The sequence below is a fragment of the Streptomyces sp. NPDC059895 genome (genome assembly GCF_042731035.1).
Taxonomy (GTDB): Bacteria; Actinomycetota; Actinomycetes; order Streptomycetales; family Streptomycetaceae; genus Streptomyces.
In genome coordinates this window covers 272455-286603 of the sequence record NZ_JBHWKO010000005.1, presented here as the reverse complement: position 1 = coordinate 286603, position 14149 = coordinate 272455, and the positions used below count along the sequence as shown (strand labels likewise).

General features: G+C 74.0%; 13 protein-coding genes and 1 pseudogene. 3 read left to right on the top strand and 11 right to left on the bottom strand.

Translation table 11 applies throughout. The features are described from left to right. Positions 1–211: 211 nt before the first annotated feature. Positions 212–1264: a lytic polysaccharide monooxygenase gene (locus tag ACFV9M_RS08765; RefSeq protein WP_385071023.1), complete on the bottom strand. Its 1053-nt coding sequence runs from the start codon at positions 1262–1264 to the stop codon at positions 212–214. 189 nt (positions 1265–1453) lie between these two features. Continuing rightward, positions 1454–1588, bottom strand: a complete 135-nt coding sequence (locus tag ACFV9M_RS08760; RefSeq protein WP_385071026.1) for a hypothetical protein — start codon at positions 1586–1588, stop codon at positions 1454–1456. Between the two features lie 140 nt (positions 1589–1728). Between ACFV9M_RS08760 and ACFV9M_RS08755 the strand changes: the two genes are divergently transcribed. Then, positions 1729–2343 (top strand): class I SAM-dependent methyltransferase, encoded by a 615-nt coding sequence (locus ACFV9M_RS08755; protein WP_385071029.1) that lies wholly within the window; start codon positions 1729–1731, stop codon positions 2341–2343. A gap of 55 nt (positions 2344–2398) precedes the next feature. Here ACFV9M_RS08755 and ACFV9M_RS08750 read toward each other — a convergent pair whose 3' ends face one another. Then, positions 2399–2911 (bottom strand): DUF402 domain-containing protein, encoded by a 513-nt coding sequence (locus ACFV9M_RS08750; RefSeq protein WP_385071032.1) that lies wholly within the window; start codon positions 2909–2911, stop codon positions 2399–2401. Next, positions 2892–3821 carry a GNAT family N-acetyltransferase gene (locus ACFV9M_RS08745; RefSeq protein ID WP_385071034.1) on the bottom strand — a complete coding sequence of 310 codons (930 nt, stop codon included), beginning with the start codon at positions 3819–3821 and terminating at the stop codon, positions 2892–2894. The genes ACFV9M_RS08750 and ACFV9M_RS08745 overlap by 20 nt, the downstream gene beginning before the upstream one ends. Positions 3822–3892: 71 nt before the next feature. Here ACFV9M_RS08745 and ACFV9M_RS08740 point away from each other — a divergent pair, with 71 nt between their 5' ends. Continuing rightward, positions 3893–4261: a GntR family transcriptional regulator gene (locus ACFV9M_RS08740; RefSeq protein WP_385071037.1), complete on the top strand. Its 369-nt coding sequence runs from the start codon at positions 3893–3895 to the stop codon at positions 4259–4261. A gap of 91 nt (positions 4262–4352) precedes the next feature. Here ACFV9M_RS08740 and ACFV9M_RS08735 read toward each other — a convergent pair whose 3' ends face one another. From ACFV9M_RS08735 to ACFV9M_RS08710, 6 genes and pseudogenes are all read right to left on the bottom strand, one after another. After that, positions 4353–5129, bottom strand: coding sequence for a DUF72 domain-containing protein (locus ACFV9M_RS08735; RefSeq protein WP_385071040.1), 777 nt, complete (start codon positions 5127–5129; stop codon positions 4353–4355). Positions 5130–5144: 15 nt separating this feature from the next. Continuing rightward, positions 5145–6239: a DUF5925 domain-containing protein gene (locus tag ACFV9M_RS08730; RefSeq protein ID WP_385071043.1), complete on the bottom strand. Its 1095-nt coding sequence runs from the start codon at positions 6237–6239 to the stop codon at positions 5145–5147. Positions 6240–6459: 220 nt separating this feature from the next. Continuing rightward, on the bottom strand, positions 6460–7260 hold the full coding sequence (locus tag ACFV9M_RS08725; RefSeq protein ID WP_385071045.1) for a polysaccharide deacetylase family protein: 801 nt from the start codon (positions 7258–7260) through the stop codon (positions 6460–6462). Between the two features lie 458 nt (positions 7261–7718). Continuing rightward, positions 7719–8672 (bottom strand): annotated as a pseudogene (locus ACFV9M_RS08720) (glycosyltransferase family 2 protein); the annotation flags it as partial. Between the two features lie 62 nt (positions 8673–8734). Beyond that, positions 8735–9565 (bottom strand): glycosyltransferase family 2 protein, encoded by an 831-nt coding sequence (locus ACFV9M_RS08715; RefSeq protein WP_385071048.1) that lies wholly within the window; start codon positions 9563–9565, stop codon positions 8735–8737. A gap of 593 nt (positions 9566–10158) precedes the next feature. After that, a complete protein-coding gene (locus ACFV9M_RS08710) occupies positions 10159–11367 on the bottom strand; it encodes a S8 family peptidase (RefSeq protein WP_385071051.1) in 1209 nt (402 codons plus the stop codon). 306 nt (positions 11368–11673) lie between these two features. Here ACFV9M_RS08710 and ACFV9M_RS08705 point away from each other — a divergent pair, with 306 nt between their 5' ends. Beyond that, a complete protein-coding gene (locus ACFV9M_RS08705) occupies positions 11674–12480 on the top strand; it encodes an SGNH/GDSL hydrolase family protein (protein WP_385071054.1) in 807 nt (268 codons plus the stop codon). Positions 12481–12488: 8 nt separating this feature from the next. Here the strand turns inward: ACFV9M_RS08705 and ACFV9M_RS08700 are convergent, their stop codons facing one another. After that, complete coding sequence (locus ACFV9M_RS08700) at positions 12489–14144, bottom strand: serine/threonine-protein kinase (RefSeq protein WP_385071057.1); 1656 nt, start codon at positions 14142–14144, stop codon at positions 12489–12491. Positions 14145–14149 lie beyond the last annotated feature (5 nt).

The window sequence follows — 14149 nt, the reverse complement described above, 5'->3', positions numbered from 1 at the left end:
GTCCGGGGGCGGGCGTGATCCCGTTCCGGGGCGTGAGCCCGCCCGACGTGGAGGTCCGGCCCGGGGCGGGGAGGCCGGCCCGGGGGAGGCGTGATCCCCGTTCCGGCCCGGCACACGCCACCCCGGTGTGCCGGCGAGCGGCCGGTCACCGGGTGCGTATGCCGGGGCCTGACCGGCCTGAGCCGCCGTTCAGGCCCCGGGGTCCGTGCGGTCAGCGGCCGTGGCGGCCGCCGCCCACCGCGCGTCGGCGGACCGACGCGAACAGCACGGCCGCGCCCAGCGCGAGGACGGCGGCGCCCCCGACCGCGATGTACGGGGTGCTGCTGTCGCCGCCGGTCTCGGCGAGGTTCGTGGTGCTGCCGGCGGCCTTCGGGCGGTTGGGGTCGCCGGCAGCGGCGGTCTGCGACGCCTCGCTCGCGGGTGTGGCGTCCGTCGTGGTGGTGGCGTCCTGGTCGCCGTGGCCGTGGTGCTCGATCGTCGACTTGTCGGCACCGGCCTCGATCTGCTCGTCGGAGGGAGCGGAGGCCGCGGGCGCGGCGCTGCCGTCCTGCGCGGCGCTGCCGTCCTGCTCGGTGGTGTCGTCCTGCTCCCCGGTGTCGCTCTGCCCCGCGGAGCCGGTGGCGCCGTCCCCGCCGAAGGCGACGTCAGAGCAGGAGTAGAACGCCTCGGGGCTGTCCGAGCGCTGCCACACCGCGTACAGCACGTGCCGGCCCGAACGCTCGGGCAGGGCGCCGGAGAACGTGTAGAAGCCGTCCGACGCGACCGGGTCGGTGACCGTCGCCACCGGGTTCTCCAGATCCAGGTCGGACCAGGCCAGCGGCTGCGCCGGGTCGTAGCCGGCCTGGGTGAGGTACACCGTGAAGGTGCCCTTGTGCTGGGCGGTCACCCGGTACTTGAAGGTGTACGAGCCGGCGCTCACGCTCGTCGCCGGCCAGTCGGTGCGGGCCAGGTCGAGCCCCTTGAACTCGTCGTTGTTCGCGCTGCACAGCTTGCCGTCCGGGATCAGCTCCTGGTGGCGGCCGCCGGCGTCGCCGAGGCGGATGCCGTTCCAGTCGTACAGCGCCTGCGTCCCGCCGGCCGCGACAGCCGCCTTGCAGGCGTCCGACGACGGGCTCTCGGGGCCTTCCGCGTAGCACTGGGAGATCCGGCTGACCGGGTCTCCCATCGAGCCGTGCGCGGCCGCGGGGGAGGCGGACAGCCCGGTCAGGGCCAGCGGGGTCAGGCCGAGGGCGGCGACGGCGGCGGCCTTGCGGCGTGCGGACATGGAGGTCTCCTAGGTACCGGTGCTGATGTGTGCCGGAACCAAGAAACCGTGAAAACGCCTGCTGGGGGCGGTCGCGGACGATCTTTAGGGTGGCCTTAAGGAAGCGCTCAGGCTGAGATCAGGTAGGGAGCGGGCGCGCCGGCCCGGGGCGCGCTCCGCACGGGCGGGGGCGCGGCGACCGGGCCGGCGCTACCCGTCCGGCCACCAGGTGCGGGCGATGTCCTTTCGCACCTCGGGGCGTCCGGAGGGGCGCTCGTCGGCCTCCTCGCGGACCCTGCGGGAGTCCGTCTTCTTCAGGGGCTTCTGCACGGTCGTGCGGCGCATGGCTGCCTCCTCGGGGTGCTACCGAGTTCCGCGGTTTCACGGAGATAGACCCGTTAGGGGAGAGTTCCTCATCGCCACCTGTTCTGTCAGTGGCGGCTGTCACGATTCGATTGTCAGTGGTGGGTGTCACCCTTTGGGGCATGGCAAACAAGAGTGACGGGACGACTTCGGCGTGTGTCGACTGGGACGCGGCGGCCGCCTCCTTCGACGAGGAGCCCGACCACGGCCTGCGCGACCCCGATGTGCGTGCCGCCTGGGCGCGGCGGCTGCGCGGCTGGCTGCCGGTGCCGCCGGGCGACCTGCTCGACCTCGGCTGCGGCACGGGCAGTCTGTCGCTCCTCGCCGCCGAGCAGGGACACCGCGTCACCGGTGTAGACCTCTCACCGGCGATGGCCGACCGGGCCCGCGCCAAGCTCGCCGGACGCGCGGCGGTGGTCCTCCTCGGCGACGCGGCGGCACCCCCGGTCGGGGACCGGCGCTTCGACGCCGTCCTCGTCCGGCATGTGCTGTGGGCGCTGCCCGACCCGGCCCGCGCCCTGCGCCGGTGGTGCGGGCTGCTGCGCCCCGGAGGGCGGCTCGTGCTGGTCGAGGGCGTGTGGGGCACCGTCGCCCCCGTCGGCATACCCGCGGACCGGCTCACCGCCCTGCTGGCCCCGCTCACCGGGCACGCGCGCGTGGAGCGGCTCTCCGGCGCCCCGGAGCTGTGGGGCAGGGAAGTGGACGACGAGCGGTACGCGGTGGTGGCGACGGTGTGACGCCCTGCCCTCACGCCGCACGGCGGGACGCGTTGCGCCGCACGGCGTGACGTCCTCACGCCAGCAGCGACTCCAGGCCGCCCTCGGCGCCGGCGGACACCTCCAGTTCGTCGAGGGCGGCGAGGGCGGCGGCCGCGGCCCCGGGGTCCCGCTCGGCCAGCCCGCTCTCCGCGAACTCGTCCTCGTCCAGCCGCCGTACGTCGCTGCCGTCGGCGGAGCACCACAGGTCCAGGTCGAGGTCCTCGACGACCAGGTCGGTGCCGGTGAGCGTCGCGGGGCGGGTGACGTCGCAGTACCAGCCCTTCAGGGCCCCCGACGCGTCGCGGACCTCCTTCACCGCGTACCAGCGGTCGCGCCAGTAGTACTCCGTGAAGACGTCTCCCGGCTCGAACCGTACGAAGCCGAAGTCCCGTATGCCGTCGCCCGCCCAGCGGGCCCGGACGGCGATCCTGGTGCCGTCGTCGGACAGCAGCCCGGCGGGGTAGCGGATCTTCGTCCGGCCGCCCTTGACGAGGACGACGTCCACCCGGTCCGGGGAGCCGGCGGGGTCAGTCGAGTTCGCGGACATACCGCACCTCCGTTGCGTAGATCTCGTATCCGAACCACCGGTTGACGGCGAGCATGGGGCCGTTCCCGGTGTCGTTGCCGGTGAAGGCCTCCCGGTACCCGGCGGCGCGGGCGCGGTGCAGCGAGGCGTTCTTCACGAGTCGGGCCAGCCCCCGGCCGCGGAAGGCGCGGGCCGTGCCGGTCATGCCGGAGGCGTAGCGGGTCGCGCCGTCCGTGCGGGCCGCGGTGAACGCGGCGGGACGGCCGTCGACGACGGCGACCGTCGTCAGGCCGGGATCGAGGAGCGGATGCCTCCACGTCTCCTCGATCCACGCCTCGTAGTCGGTGAGCTCGGCGCCCACATCGCCCGGTTCGTCCGCGGTCGTCTCCGCGTCGAGTTCGAACAGCGGGCGGGGATCGCCGGCGAAGTCTGCGGCGGTGCGCAGCTCGACGCCGGGCGGTAGGTCCTGGAGCGGCGGCAGTGTGCCGTGCGCCAGGTCCAGGCGGAGGAAGTGCGCGGAGCGGCTCGCCCGGTAGCCGCGCCGCTCGGCGAAACCGCGGTTGCCCGGCTCGTCCAGGACCCAGGTGAACACCCTGGCGGCGCCGTGCGCGGCCAGGTGCTCCTCGCCCGCGCGGGCCAGGAGCGCCCCGGCGCCCCGGCGCGTGCGCCCAGGGCGCACGTACACGTTGACGAAGCCCTGGCCGGGCTCCGGGCTGTCGTGGGCGAGGCCGGCCTCGGCCGTGCCGACGATCTCGCCGTCCGCCTCGGCGACCAGCCGGCGGAAGCGGGCCGCGGGGTGGGCGTGGGTGAGGTCGTGGACCACGGACCGCGGGGTGGACACCAGGGCGGGCAGGGCCAGTCGCCCGACCCGGACGCAGCCCTCGGCGTCCGCCGGCACCTCGGGGCGCAGGTCGCGCACGCTGACGGTCATGGGGCGCAGGCTAGGAGAGGAAGGCTCGGGTGCGCCTCCCCTTTTCCTGCGGGTGCGGGACAATCGGGTCCGTGACCTTGAAGATCCACATCGCTGAGGGTGCCGCGCCGTACGAGCAGGTGCGGTCCCAGATCGCCGAGCAGGCCCGGTCCGGCGAGCTGCCCGTGGGCCACCGGCTGCCGACCGTCCGGGGCCTCGCCGAGTCGCTGGGGCTGGCGGCCAACACGGTGGCCAAGGCCTACCGGGCCCTGGAGGCGGACGGCGTGATCGAGACGCGGGGCCGCCACGGCACGTACGTCGCCGCCGCGGGCTCGGCGGCGGAGCGGGAGCTGGCCGCCGCCGCGCAGGCCTACGGGGAGCGGGCGCGACGGCTGGGGCTCACCCAGGACGAGGCGCTGGCCGCGGTCCGGGACGCCCTGCGGGCCGCCTATCAGGAGTGACGGGACCGCCCTGTGGGGCTGTTCGCCAGGGGCGACGGGGCGCTGGGCGCGGTCTGCCGGGAGTGAGCGTGCGCCGGCGCGGCGCGCGGGCTCACCGGTGGGCGAGTGACGTGTGCTCGGGGACGCGGGTCGGCCGCAGGCCCGCCCGCTCCGCCGTCCTGCCGAACATCACCGCGTTCCGTACGGCCGCGCCCCCGGGATCGTTGTTGAAGTACGCGTACACCTCGGCGTCGTCCGGCCAGGTCGTCGCGATGCGGTCGAGCCAGGTCTCCAGGGCGCGGCGGCCGTAGTGCGGCGAGGGGCGGGCGCGGCCCTGGTGGAAGCGGACGTAGCCCCAGCCGGCGGTCCGCCACAGCGGGGTGACCGGGCGGGAGAGGACGTCGGCCCAGCACAGGGCCGCGCCCCGGGACTCCAGGACCTCGCGGACCGCCGGTGTCCACCAGGAGTCGTGGCGGGGTTCGACGGCGACCCGGGTCCCGGGCGGGAAGCACGCCAGGCAGGTGTCCAGCAGGTCCGGGTCGGCGCGCAGGGTCGGCGGCAGCTGGAGCAGCACCGGGCCGAGCCGGGAGCCGAGGCCGGCCGCGTGGCTCATCAGCCGGTGCACCGGCTCCTCGGGGTCCCGCAGCCGTTTGATGTGGGTCAGATAGCGGCTGGCCTTGACCGCGACGACGAAGTCCGGCGGGACGCGCTCGCCCCAGGACGCGAAGGTCTCCCGCGAGGGCAGCCGGTAGAAGGCGTTGTTGATCTCGACGGTGGCGAACCGTGCCGCGTACTCCTCCAGCCACCGCCGCACGGGGACGTCGGCCGGGTAGAGGACGTCCTTCCAGTCCTTGTACTGCCACCCCGACGTGCCGACGAACAGGGTCATGGATCCATCAAAGCACTACAGGTACAGCCCCGCGTCCGCCCCGCCCCGCGGCTCCGGCAGCGAGGTCGGGGAGGTGCCGCGCCGCAGCGCGTACAGCTCCGCCAGGGTCGCGCCCTCCCGGCCGACCCCCTCGTCCGTGCCGAGCCAGTCCACCGCCTCCGGGCGGGTCAGCGGGCCGACCTCGATGCGGGCCAGGCAGCGGCCCGGGCGGACCACCGCCGGGTGCAGACGTTCCAGGTCCTCGTTGGTGGTCACCCCCACCAGGACGTTGCGGCCCTGGCCCAGCAGGCCGTCGGTCAGGTTCAGCAGCCGCGACAGCGCCTGGCCGGCGGTGTGCTTGGCCTCGCCGCGGATCAGTTCGTCGCAGTCCTCCAGGAGCAGCAGCCGCCACCGTCCCTTGCCGGTGCTGTCCTCCTCGCCGATCGCGATGTCCATCAGATAGCCGACGTCGGAGAACAGGCGCTCGGGGTCCAGGACGCAGTCCACCTGGCACCAGTCCCGCCAGGAGCGGGCCAGGGTGCGCAGCGCCGAGGTCTTGCCGGTGCCGGGCGGGCCGTGCAGGAGGAGCAGCCGGCCGGCGATGTCGTCCGGGGTCGTCCCCATCAGACGGTCCATCCCGTCGGCGACCGGGGCCGTGTAGTTGGGGCGGATCTCGTCCCAGGTGCCCGCGGAGATCTGCCGGGTGGTGCGGTGGGGGCCGCGCCTCGGGGAGACGTACCAGAAGCCCATGGTCACGTTCTCCGGCTGGGGTTCGGGCTCGTCCGCCGCGCCGTCGGTGGCCTCGTTGAGCACCTTCGTGGCCAGTTCGGCGCTGGTCGCGGTGACCGTGACGTCGGCGCCGCGGTTCCAGCGGGAGACCAGCAGGGTCCAGCCGTCACCCTCGGCGAGCGTCGCGCTGCGGTCGTCGTCCCGGGCGACGCGTAGCACGCGTGCGTCCGGCGGGATCAGGTTCGCGCCGGAGCGCACGCGGTCGATGTTCGCGGCGTGCGAGTACGGCTGCTCGCCCGTCGCGAACCGGCCGAGGAACAGCGCGTCGACGACATCGGACGGGGAGTCGGAGTCGTCGACGGTGAGCCGGATCGGCAGGGCGTCGTGTGGGTGCGCGGACATGCCGCCATGATCCGGCACACGGCGCCCGCGTGCACCCGGTTTCCGCGCTGCGCGACGGTGTGTCGGATTTGTCCAGAGCATTTCTGGCTGTTTCAGGGCATTCGGGTGCATGGGATGCGTTCTGCGTCGGCACCGCGGGCCCGGCCGGGGCGGGCCGACCGCCCCGACCGCCCCGGCCGTACTCGGCCGTACTCGGCCGTACTCGGCCGTACCCGTCGGCTCAGAAGAGCGTCCCGACGGCTCTGCGGTGGATCTGCCGGGTCCTGCGGACCACCGCGTACCCCTTCGTCAGCGCGCGGTCCCGGGCGAAGGCGCGGGCGACGGCCCGGCCGTCGAGGAGCCGTGCGAACTCCTCGGCGTCCGTGCCTCGCCGGACGGTCACCCGCCGCAGGGCGTACGGCCCTTGGGCGCGGCGGGCGAGTGAGTTGCCGACGGCGAGCGCCTGGGCGAACCCGTTCTCCCGTACCGCCGTGCGCACCCGCCGGCTGGAGTAGCCGTACGGGTAGGCGAAGGAGACGGGCAGGGCGCCCAGTGCGTCGGCGACGATGTCCCGGCAGCGGGTCAGCTCGGCGTGCAGCGTGCCGTCGTCGACCTGGTCGAGCTGCGGGTGGGTGTGGCTGTGGCCGCCGATCTCCACGCCCGCTTCCGCCAGTTCGCGCACCTGCGGCCAGTCCAGCATGGTGTCCAGGCCGCCGCCGGTGTCGTACGCGCCCCGGATCCAGCCGGTGGACACGAACAGGGTGGCCGGGAAGCCGTGCCGGGCCAGGGCCGGAAGGGCGTGGCGGTGCACGCCCTCGTAGCCGTCGTCGAAAGTGATCAGGACGGGCCGGTCGGGCAGGGGCCGTCCGGACCGCCAGCGGGCGGCCAGGCCGGCCGTGGTGAGGGGGGTGAGCCCCCGGTCCGCGATCAGCCCCATCTGCTCGGCGAACGCCTCCGGTGTGACCGACAGGGCGCGGGTGGCGTCGTTCGGTTCGGCGGCGACCGCGTGGTACATCAGGATCGGAACCCTCGCTTCCGTCATGCGGCGCCCTCCGCCCGCGGCACGTCCCGCCCACCGCCGGCCTCACCCACGTCGCCGCTCCCGCGACCGCCGGGACCACCGAACGGCGTGACGCCCCGGGCCGCTCCGGCCGCTTCGGCACGCGCGACCGCGCCGTTCGCGCCGCTGCCGCTGCCGCTGCCGCTGCCGCTGCCGCTGCCGCTGCCGCTGCCGCTGCCGCCTCCGCCGCCGGGACCACCGAACGGCGCGGTCCCCCGGGCCACTTCGGCGCCCCCGGCCACGTCGGCGTCCGCGGCCACTTCGGCGTCCCCGGCCGCTCCGGTCGCCCCGGCGTCCCCGGCCGCTCCGGTCGCCCCGGTGTCCGTGACCGCTCCCTCCGCCCCTGCGCCCCCGGCCACGCCGACCGCCCCGGCGTCCGTGACCGCTCCGGCCGCCCCGGTGTCGGTCTCCGGGTGTTCGGCGGTCGCCCCGCCCGCACCGATCCGGACGACCGCGAACGTCGTGCCGTCGCGGCGCGCCCGGGCGCTGCCCACCAGGTAGCCGCCGGCGGCGGTCAGGACGCCGGCGACGATCGCGCCGGCGCGGCGGGCGCCTCCGGCGCGGCCCAGGAGTCCGTCGCGCAGGCCCCGGACAACGCCGGCCGGCAGGACCCGGGTGGTGTACCGGCGTTCGGACTCCAGGCCCTTGCCGGCGCCGACGCTGCGGGCGACGAGCGCCTTGGACAGGCCCTCGGCGTAGGTGCGGGTGCGGAAGTACGCGAAGTGCTCGCGGGTCTCGGGCACCTTGTGGTGGATCACCGCGCGGTCGTCGACCAGCAGGATCGCGTCGGGTCTCGCGCGGCTGAGCCGGATGCACAGCTCGGCCTCCTCGCCGCCCAGTGGCCGCTTGTCGCCGTCGCGGCCGATGCCGGAGGCGAAGCCGCCCGCGACGGTGAACGCCTCCCGCCGGAACGAGGCGTTGCCGCCGAGGACGTTGCGCACCCGGACCCGGCCGGGCGGCAGGCCCCGGTAGGAGCAGCCCACCACCCAGTCGAACTCCTCCGGGAACCAGGCGGGCCGCCGGCCGGAGGCCCAGACCGGTACCGTCCGTCCGCCGACCGCCATGACCCGGGGGTCCGCGTAGGCGTCGGCGAAGCGGCGCAGCCAGTCCGGTTCGGCGGCGGCGTCGTCGTCGAGGAAGGCGACGATCGCGCCGTGCGAGGCCGCGACCCCGGTGTTGCGGCCGGCCGACAGGCCGCGCGGGCCCGCGTTGGGCAGCACCCGTACGTCGTGCGCCTCCCGGTACTCCTCGGTCAGCCGGTCGAGGAGGACCGGGTTGTGGTCGACGACGAGCAGGGTCTCCCGGGCCGGCCGGGTCTGCGCCCGCACCGAGGCGACGGCCGCGAGGATGTCCTCCCAGCGGTCCTCGGTGTAGACGCAGACGACGACCGAGATGCCGGCGGAGCCGGCGCGCGCGGCCCGGCCGGCCGGGGTGCCGTTCGTGGTGCCGTTCGAGCTCAAGACACCTCTCCCCGGACCGTGTCGAGCATCGGCGACCGGTGTCCGCGGCGGCGCAGTGCCCGGCGGTTGGACCGTTCCGCGAGGATCACCCGCAGCACCCGCAGGCCGTCGCGCACGGCCCGCAGGTTGCTGACGCCGTGGATGCGCAGGTACTCGTGGCTGGGGATCTCCTGCACCCTCAGCCCGGCCTTGACGACCCGGATGTTCATCAGGGTCTCCACCTCGAAGCCGGTGCAGTCGAGTTCGATCTTGTCCAGGCAGTGCCGCCAGAAGGCGTTGTAGCCGTAGCACAGGTCGGTGTAGCGGGCGCCGAACTTGCGGTTGACGACGGCGCACAGCACCCGGTTGCCCAACCAGCGGACGAAGGTCATGTCGTCGGTGCCGCCGCCGTTGGCGAAGCGGGAGCCCTTGGCGAAGTCCGCGCCGGAGACGAGGGCGGAGACGTACGACACGATCTCGTTGCCGTCGGCCGAGCCGTCCGCGTCGACCATCACGATGATGTCGCCGGTGCACGCCTCGAAGCCGGTGATCAGGGCGTCGCCCTTGCCCCGGCCCCGCTGCCCGACGACCTTGACGCCGGGCCACAGCTCACGCGCGACCTCGACGGTGCCGTCGGTGGAGTTGCCGTCGACCAGGACCACTTCGTGGATCCAGTCCGGCAGGGTCTTGAAGACGTACGGGAGGTTCTCGGCCTCGTTCATCGCGGGGATCACGACGCTCACCGGCGATGTGATGGCCAGGTGAGAGGTGATGGGCCGGTACTTCCCGGCGGTGGACGGAGCCTGGAGATCCTGGCCCGATGTCGCCGGCTGCAGCACGGAACTCATGAGTCTGGTCCCTCTCGTCCGGTGGGCCGCCCGCCCCTGGGCAGCCCGGATCTACGTCCGGTTCGAAAGGGGGGTTGTTTCCCACCCGCGGCCGCACGGCACGGCGGAGGACCTCTCCGCGATCCGTCCGGCACGGCATGGCGGAGGACTTCTCCGCGCACGCCGGGTGAGCTGGCATAACTGGACGGCCCCGGAGAACGGCAGCCGACCGCGCGGCACGGCCCGGTCACACAGTGCGCTGACCGAGCACGGCACCCCCCTACCGCGCTCCCGCGCCGGACGCCGTCGAGGCGGTCCTTGAGCCCTCCCCTAGAGCCGCTTGCCGACGGTCCGATGCGGGTGAGATGTATGACGGTATTGACGATTGCACCCGTATGGCAAGACCTGGAAAGAGACTCACCTTTTTGTTCGTTTGACCGTTACACAGCGGGTCGTCCGGTCGCCGGGACGGTCAGGGTGATCAGGGACCTGACAGAAGTGTGATCAGGGACCTGACAGAAGTGTTCCCCGGAGGCGCTTGGCCTCCGGGGAACTGGGTGCCCTCACCGCGGTCTCAGCGGAGCCGGGTCAGCGGGGAGAGAGATGGCAGGACGTCAGGGAACGATCTTCAGCAGCCGGTTCGGGGAGCCGGTGCCGGCGCTGGTGACCGCGCCGGTGGTCGCGCCGCTCGTCAGGGCCGAGGCGACCTGGGCCGGGGTGGCCGAGGTGTGGCCCGCCAGGTAGACCGCGGCCGCGCCCGCGACGTGCGGGGTCGCCATCGACGTACCGGAGATGGTGTTGGTCGCGGTGTCGCTGGTGTACCAGCCCGCCGTGATGGAGGAGCCGGGGGCGAAGATGTCCAGGACCGAGCCGTAGTTGGAGTAGCTGGCCTTGGCGTCGGTGCTGGTGGTGGCGCCGACCGTGATCGCGGCGGCGACGCGGGCCGGGGAGTACGAGGAGGCGTTGGCGCTGCTGTTGCCGGCCGCTACCGCGTAGGTCACACCGCTGGCTATGGAGTTGGCGACCGCGGTGTCCAGCGAGGTGGAGGCGGAGCCGCCGAGGGACAGGTTGGCGACGGAGGGGCCGGAGTGGTTGGCGGTGACCCAGTCGATGCCCGCGATCACGCCCGCCGTGGTGCCGGAGCCGCTGTTGTTCAGCACCCGGACCGCCACGATGTTCGCCTTCTTGGCCACGCCGTAGGTGGAGCCGGCGATGGTGGTGGCCACATGGGTGCCATGGCCGTTGCCGTCGGAGGCGGTGGTGTCGCCGTCGACGGCGTCGTAGCCGTAGGAGGCGCGGCCGCTGATCTGGGAGTGCGTGATGCGGACGCCTGTGTCGATGACGTACGCGGTCACGCCGCCGCCGGCGGTGTCCGGATAGGTGTAGGTGCCGGAGAGCGGGAGCGCGGCCTGGTCGATGCGGTCCAGGCCCCACGGGGCGCTCGACTGCGTGGTGTCGGCCAGTTGGACGGTCTGGTTCTGCTCGACGGTGGCGACCGCCGGGTCGGCGGCGAGTCTGCGGGCCTCCGTGGCCGAGAGGGTGGCGGTGTAGCCGTTCAGCGCGGCGCCGAACGTCTTCTTCACCGTGCCGCCGTACTCCTTGACGAGGCCCTTGCCCGTGGCCGAGGACGCCTTGAAGCCCGCGCCCTTCTTCAGGGTGACGATGTAGCTGTCCTTGACGGCGGTGGGGGAGCCGGCCGCGAGGACCTTGCCCTCGGCGGGTGCGGCCTGGGCGGGGAGTGCGGTGAGCCCGCCGACGAGGGCGGCGGCCGCCACGGTGGCGGCGGCGGTGACGCGGAGCTTGGTGCTGCGAAGGTGTGCCATTACGAGGGAGTCCTCCTCTAGGCGGCGCGCGCTGGGTTGGGCGCGCGTCTGTGGGGGGTGCGCGCGGAGTCGCGCGCACGGCGTCGAGCGTCGCGGCGTGCCGCTCTCGGCTGCTGCAAAGCCTGAGTCATCTACAGGGGTAGAACAAGGGACTTGAAGGCCTGTCAACAAATTTGGCATGGCCACGTAACAAAGCGGCCGTGATCAATCGCGACACGGCACGAAAAGACTTGGCATGAACACTTCCTGTCAACACGCGTAGCTGCTACCACGGTTGTGGCAGAGATGCTGCTAAAGGGAGGTTCCATGAGACGTTCCCGCATTGCCGTCATCGTCAGTTCCCTCCTCCTGGCCGCCGGTGCCGCACTCACCGGCGCCACCTCGGCGCAGGGCGCCCAACTCGCCGCCACCGGCGGCTACGTGGCCCTCGGCGACTCCTACTCCTCCGGAGTCGGCGCCGGCAGCTACGACAGCTCCAGCGGTGACTGCAAGCGCAGCACCAAGGCCTTCCCCTACCTGTGGAACGCCGCCCACGCCCCCTCGTCGTTCGCGTTCACCGCCTGTTCGGGCGCCCGGACGGGTGACGTCCTCTCAGGTCAGCTCAGCCCGCTCAACTCCGCCACCGGGCTGGTCTCCCTCACCGTCGGCGGCAACGACGCGGGCTTCGCCGACGTCATGACCACCTGCGTCACCAGCTCCGACAGCACGTGCGTGTCCCGCATCAACACGGCCCGGGCGTACATCGACTCCACGCTCCCCGGCCAGCTCGACAGCGTCTACTCGGCGATCCGCTCCAAGGCGCCCAACGCCCGCGTCGTCGTCATCGGCTACCCCCGCTTCTACAAGCTGGGCACCACCTGCCTCGGCCTGTCCGAGACCAAGCGCTCCGCCGTCAACGCCGCCTCCGACCACCTGAACACCGCCATCGCCCAGCGGGCCGCGGCCCACGGCTTCGTCTTCGGCGACGTCCGCACCACCTTCTCCGGCCATGAGATCTGCTCCGGCAGCTCCTGGCTGCACAGCGTCAACTGGCTCGACATCGGCGAGTCCTACCACCCGACCGCGTCCGGTCAGTCGGGTGGCTACCTGCCCGTGCTCAACGGCGCGTCCTGAGCCGTCACTCACGAGGGTGACGCGGAGGGGGAGGCCTCGCCCGACGGGGCCTCCGTCTCGCACGTCACCGAGAACGGCACCGAGTTCGACGCCGTCCGCAGCGGCTCGCGCACCTCGACCCCGATCGCGTTCCGGTACGTCCCGCTCTCCGCGTACGTCGTCACGGTCACCCGGTCCTGCCGCGAGGTCCCCCCGCCGGCCGGGAAGTCGAGCGTCCGCCAGCCGGAGTCGGCGAGTTCACCCTCCTCCGCCACCCAGCGGTAGGACACCCGCGCGGGCAGCCGGCCCACCGTGATGGTCGCCGTGAAGGCGGGCGCCCCCTCGTCCCGCGGCGGACAGGCGCCGGAGTACTCCGTGTGGGCCCCCGTGACGCCGACCGCGACGGACTGCGCCGGAGTCCCACCGGTGGCCTGCCCGCTCCCGCCCTCGCTCCCGCCGGGACTCGGGGAGGACTCGGCCTCGCTCCCGGTCCCGCTCTCCGCCGGCGACACGGGTGACGCGGACGCACTCGCGCCCTGCGACCGGCCGGAGGAGGTGACACCACCGCCGGTGCCGTCGCCCCCGTCGTCCCGGCCGAGCAGCGCGTACGTCAGCCCGGCGACCGCCAGCGCGAGCGCCACCACGCCCGCCACCAGGACGGCGGCGGCGCGCCGGTTGCCGTCCCGCTCGCCCCGGGCGGCCGGCGACGGGCCCGTGCCCGAAGGGTGCGCGGAGGGCTCCGGCCGCCGCGGCGGCAGCGGTTCCGTGTCCGCGGCCGACGGCAGGCCCGCGACCGTCGGCGCGTACGGCGTCCCCCGGACGGTGCCGGCGCGCGGGGCGCCTCCCCCCGAGGGGGTACCCCCGGCCGCGACGACCCGCAGGTCCCGCTCGGCGCGGTCGGCGGGCAGCCGCTCGGCCGGGTCCTTGCGCAGCAGCCCCTCGATCACCGGGGCGAGCGGTCCCGCCCGGCGCGGCGGCGGCAGTTCCTCGTCGACGATGGCGCGCAGCGTGCTCAGCGGAGTGTCCTGCCGGAAGGGGGAGGCGCCCTCGACCGCCGCGTACAGCAGCACGCCCAGCGACCACAGGTCCGACCCGGGCCCTGGCGTGCGCCCCAGCGCGCGCTCCGGGGCGAGGAATTCGGGGGAGCCGATGACCTCGCCGGTCATGGTGAGCGCGGAGGTGCCCTCGACGGTCGCGATACCGAAGTCGGTGAGCACGACCCGGCCGTCGTTCGACAGCAGCACGTTGGCCGGTTTCACGTCCCGGTGCAGCACTCCCGCCCCGTGCGCCGCCCGCAGCGCGGCCAGCACCTCGGCGCCGATGCGCGCGGCCCGCGCCGGCTCCAACGGGCCCTCGGCGTCGAGCAGTTCGGCGAGGGAGATGCCCCGCACCAGCTCCATGACGACCCACGGCCGGCCGTCCTGCACGGCCACGTCGTACACCGTGACGACGTTGCGGTGCGCGACCCGGGCCGCGGCCCAGGCCTCGCGCTCCAGCCGGGCGTACATCCGTTCCACGTCGGCGGTCGGCAGTCCGGCGGGCGCGCGCACCTCCTTGACGGCGACCTCGCGGTGCAGGACCTCGTCCCGGGCCCGCCACACCGTCCCCATACCGCCCTCGCCGAGCGGCGACAGCAGCCGGTAGCGGCCCGCGATCAGACGTTCACTGCCCGGTCGTTCGGACACCGCGC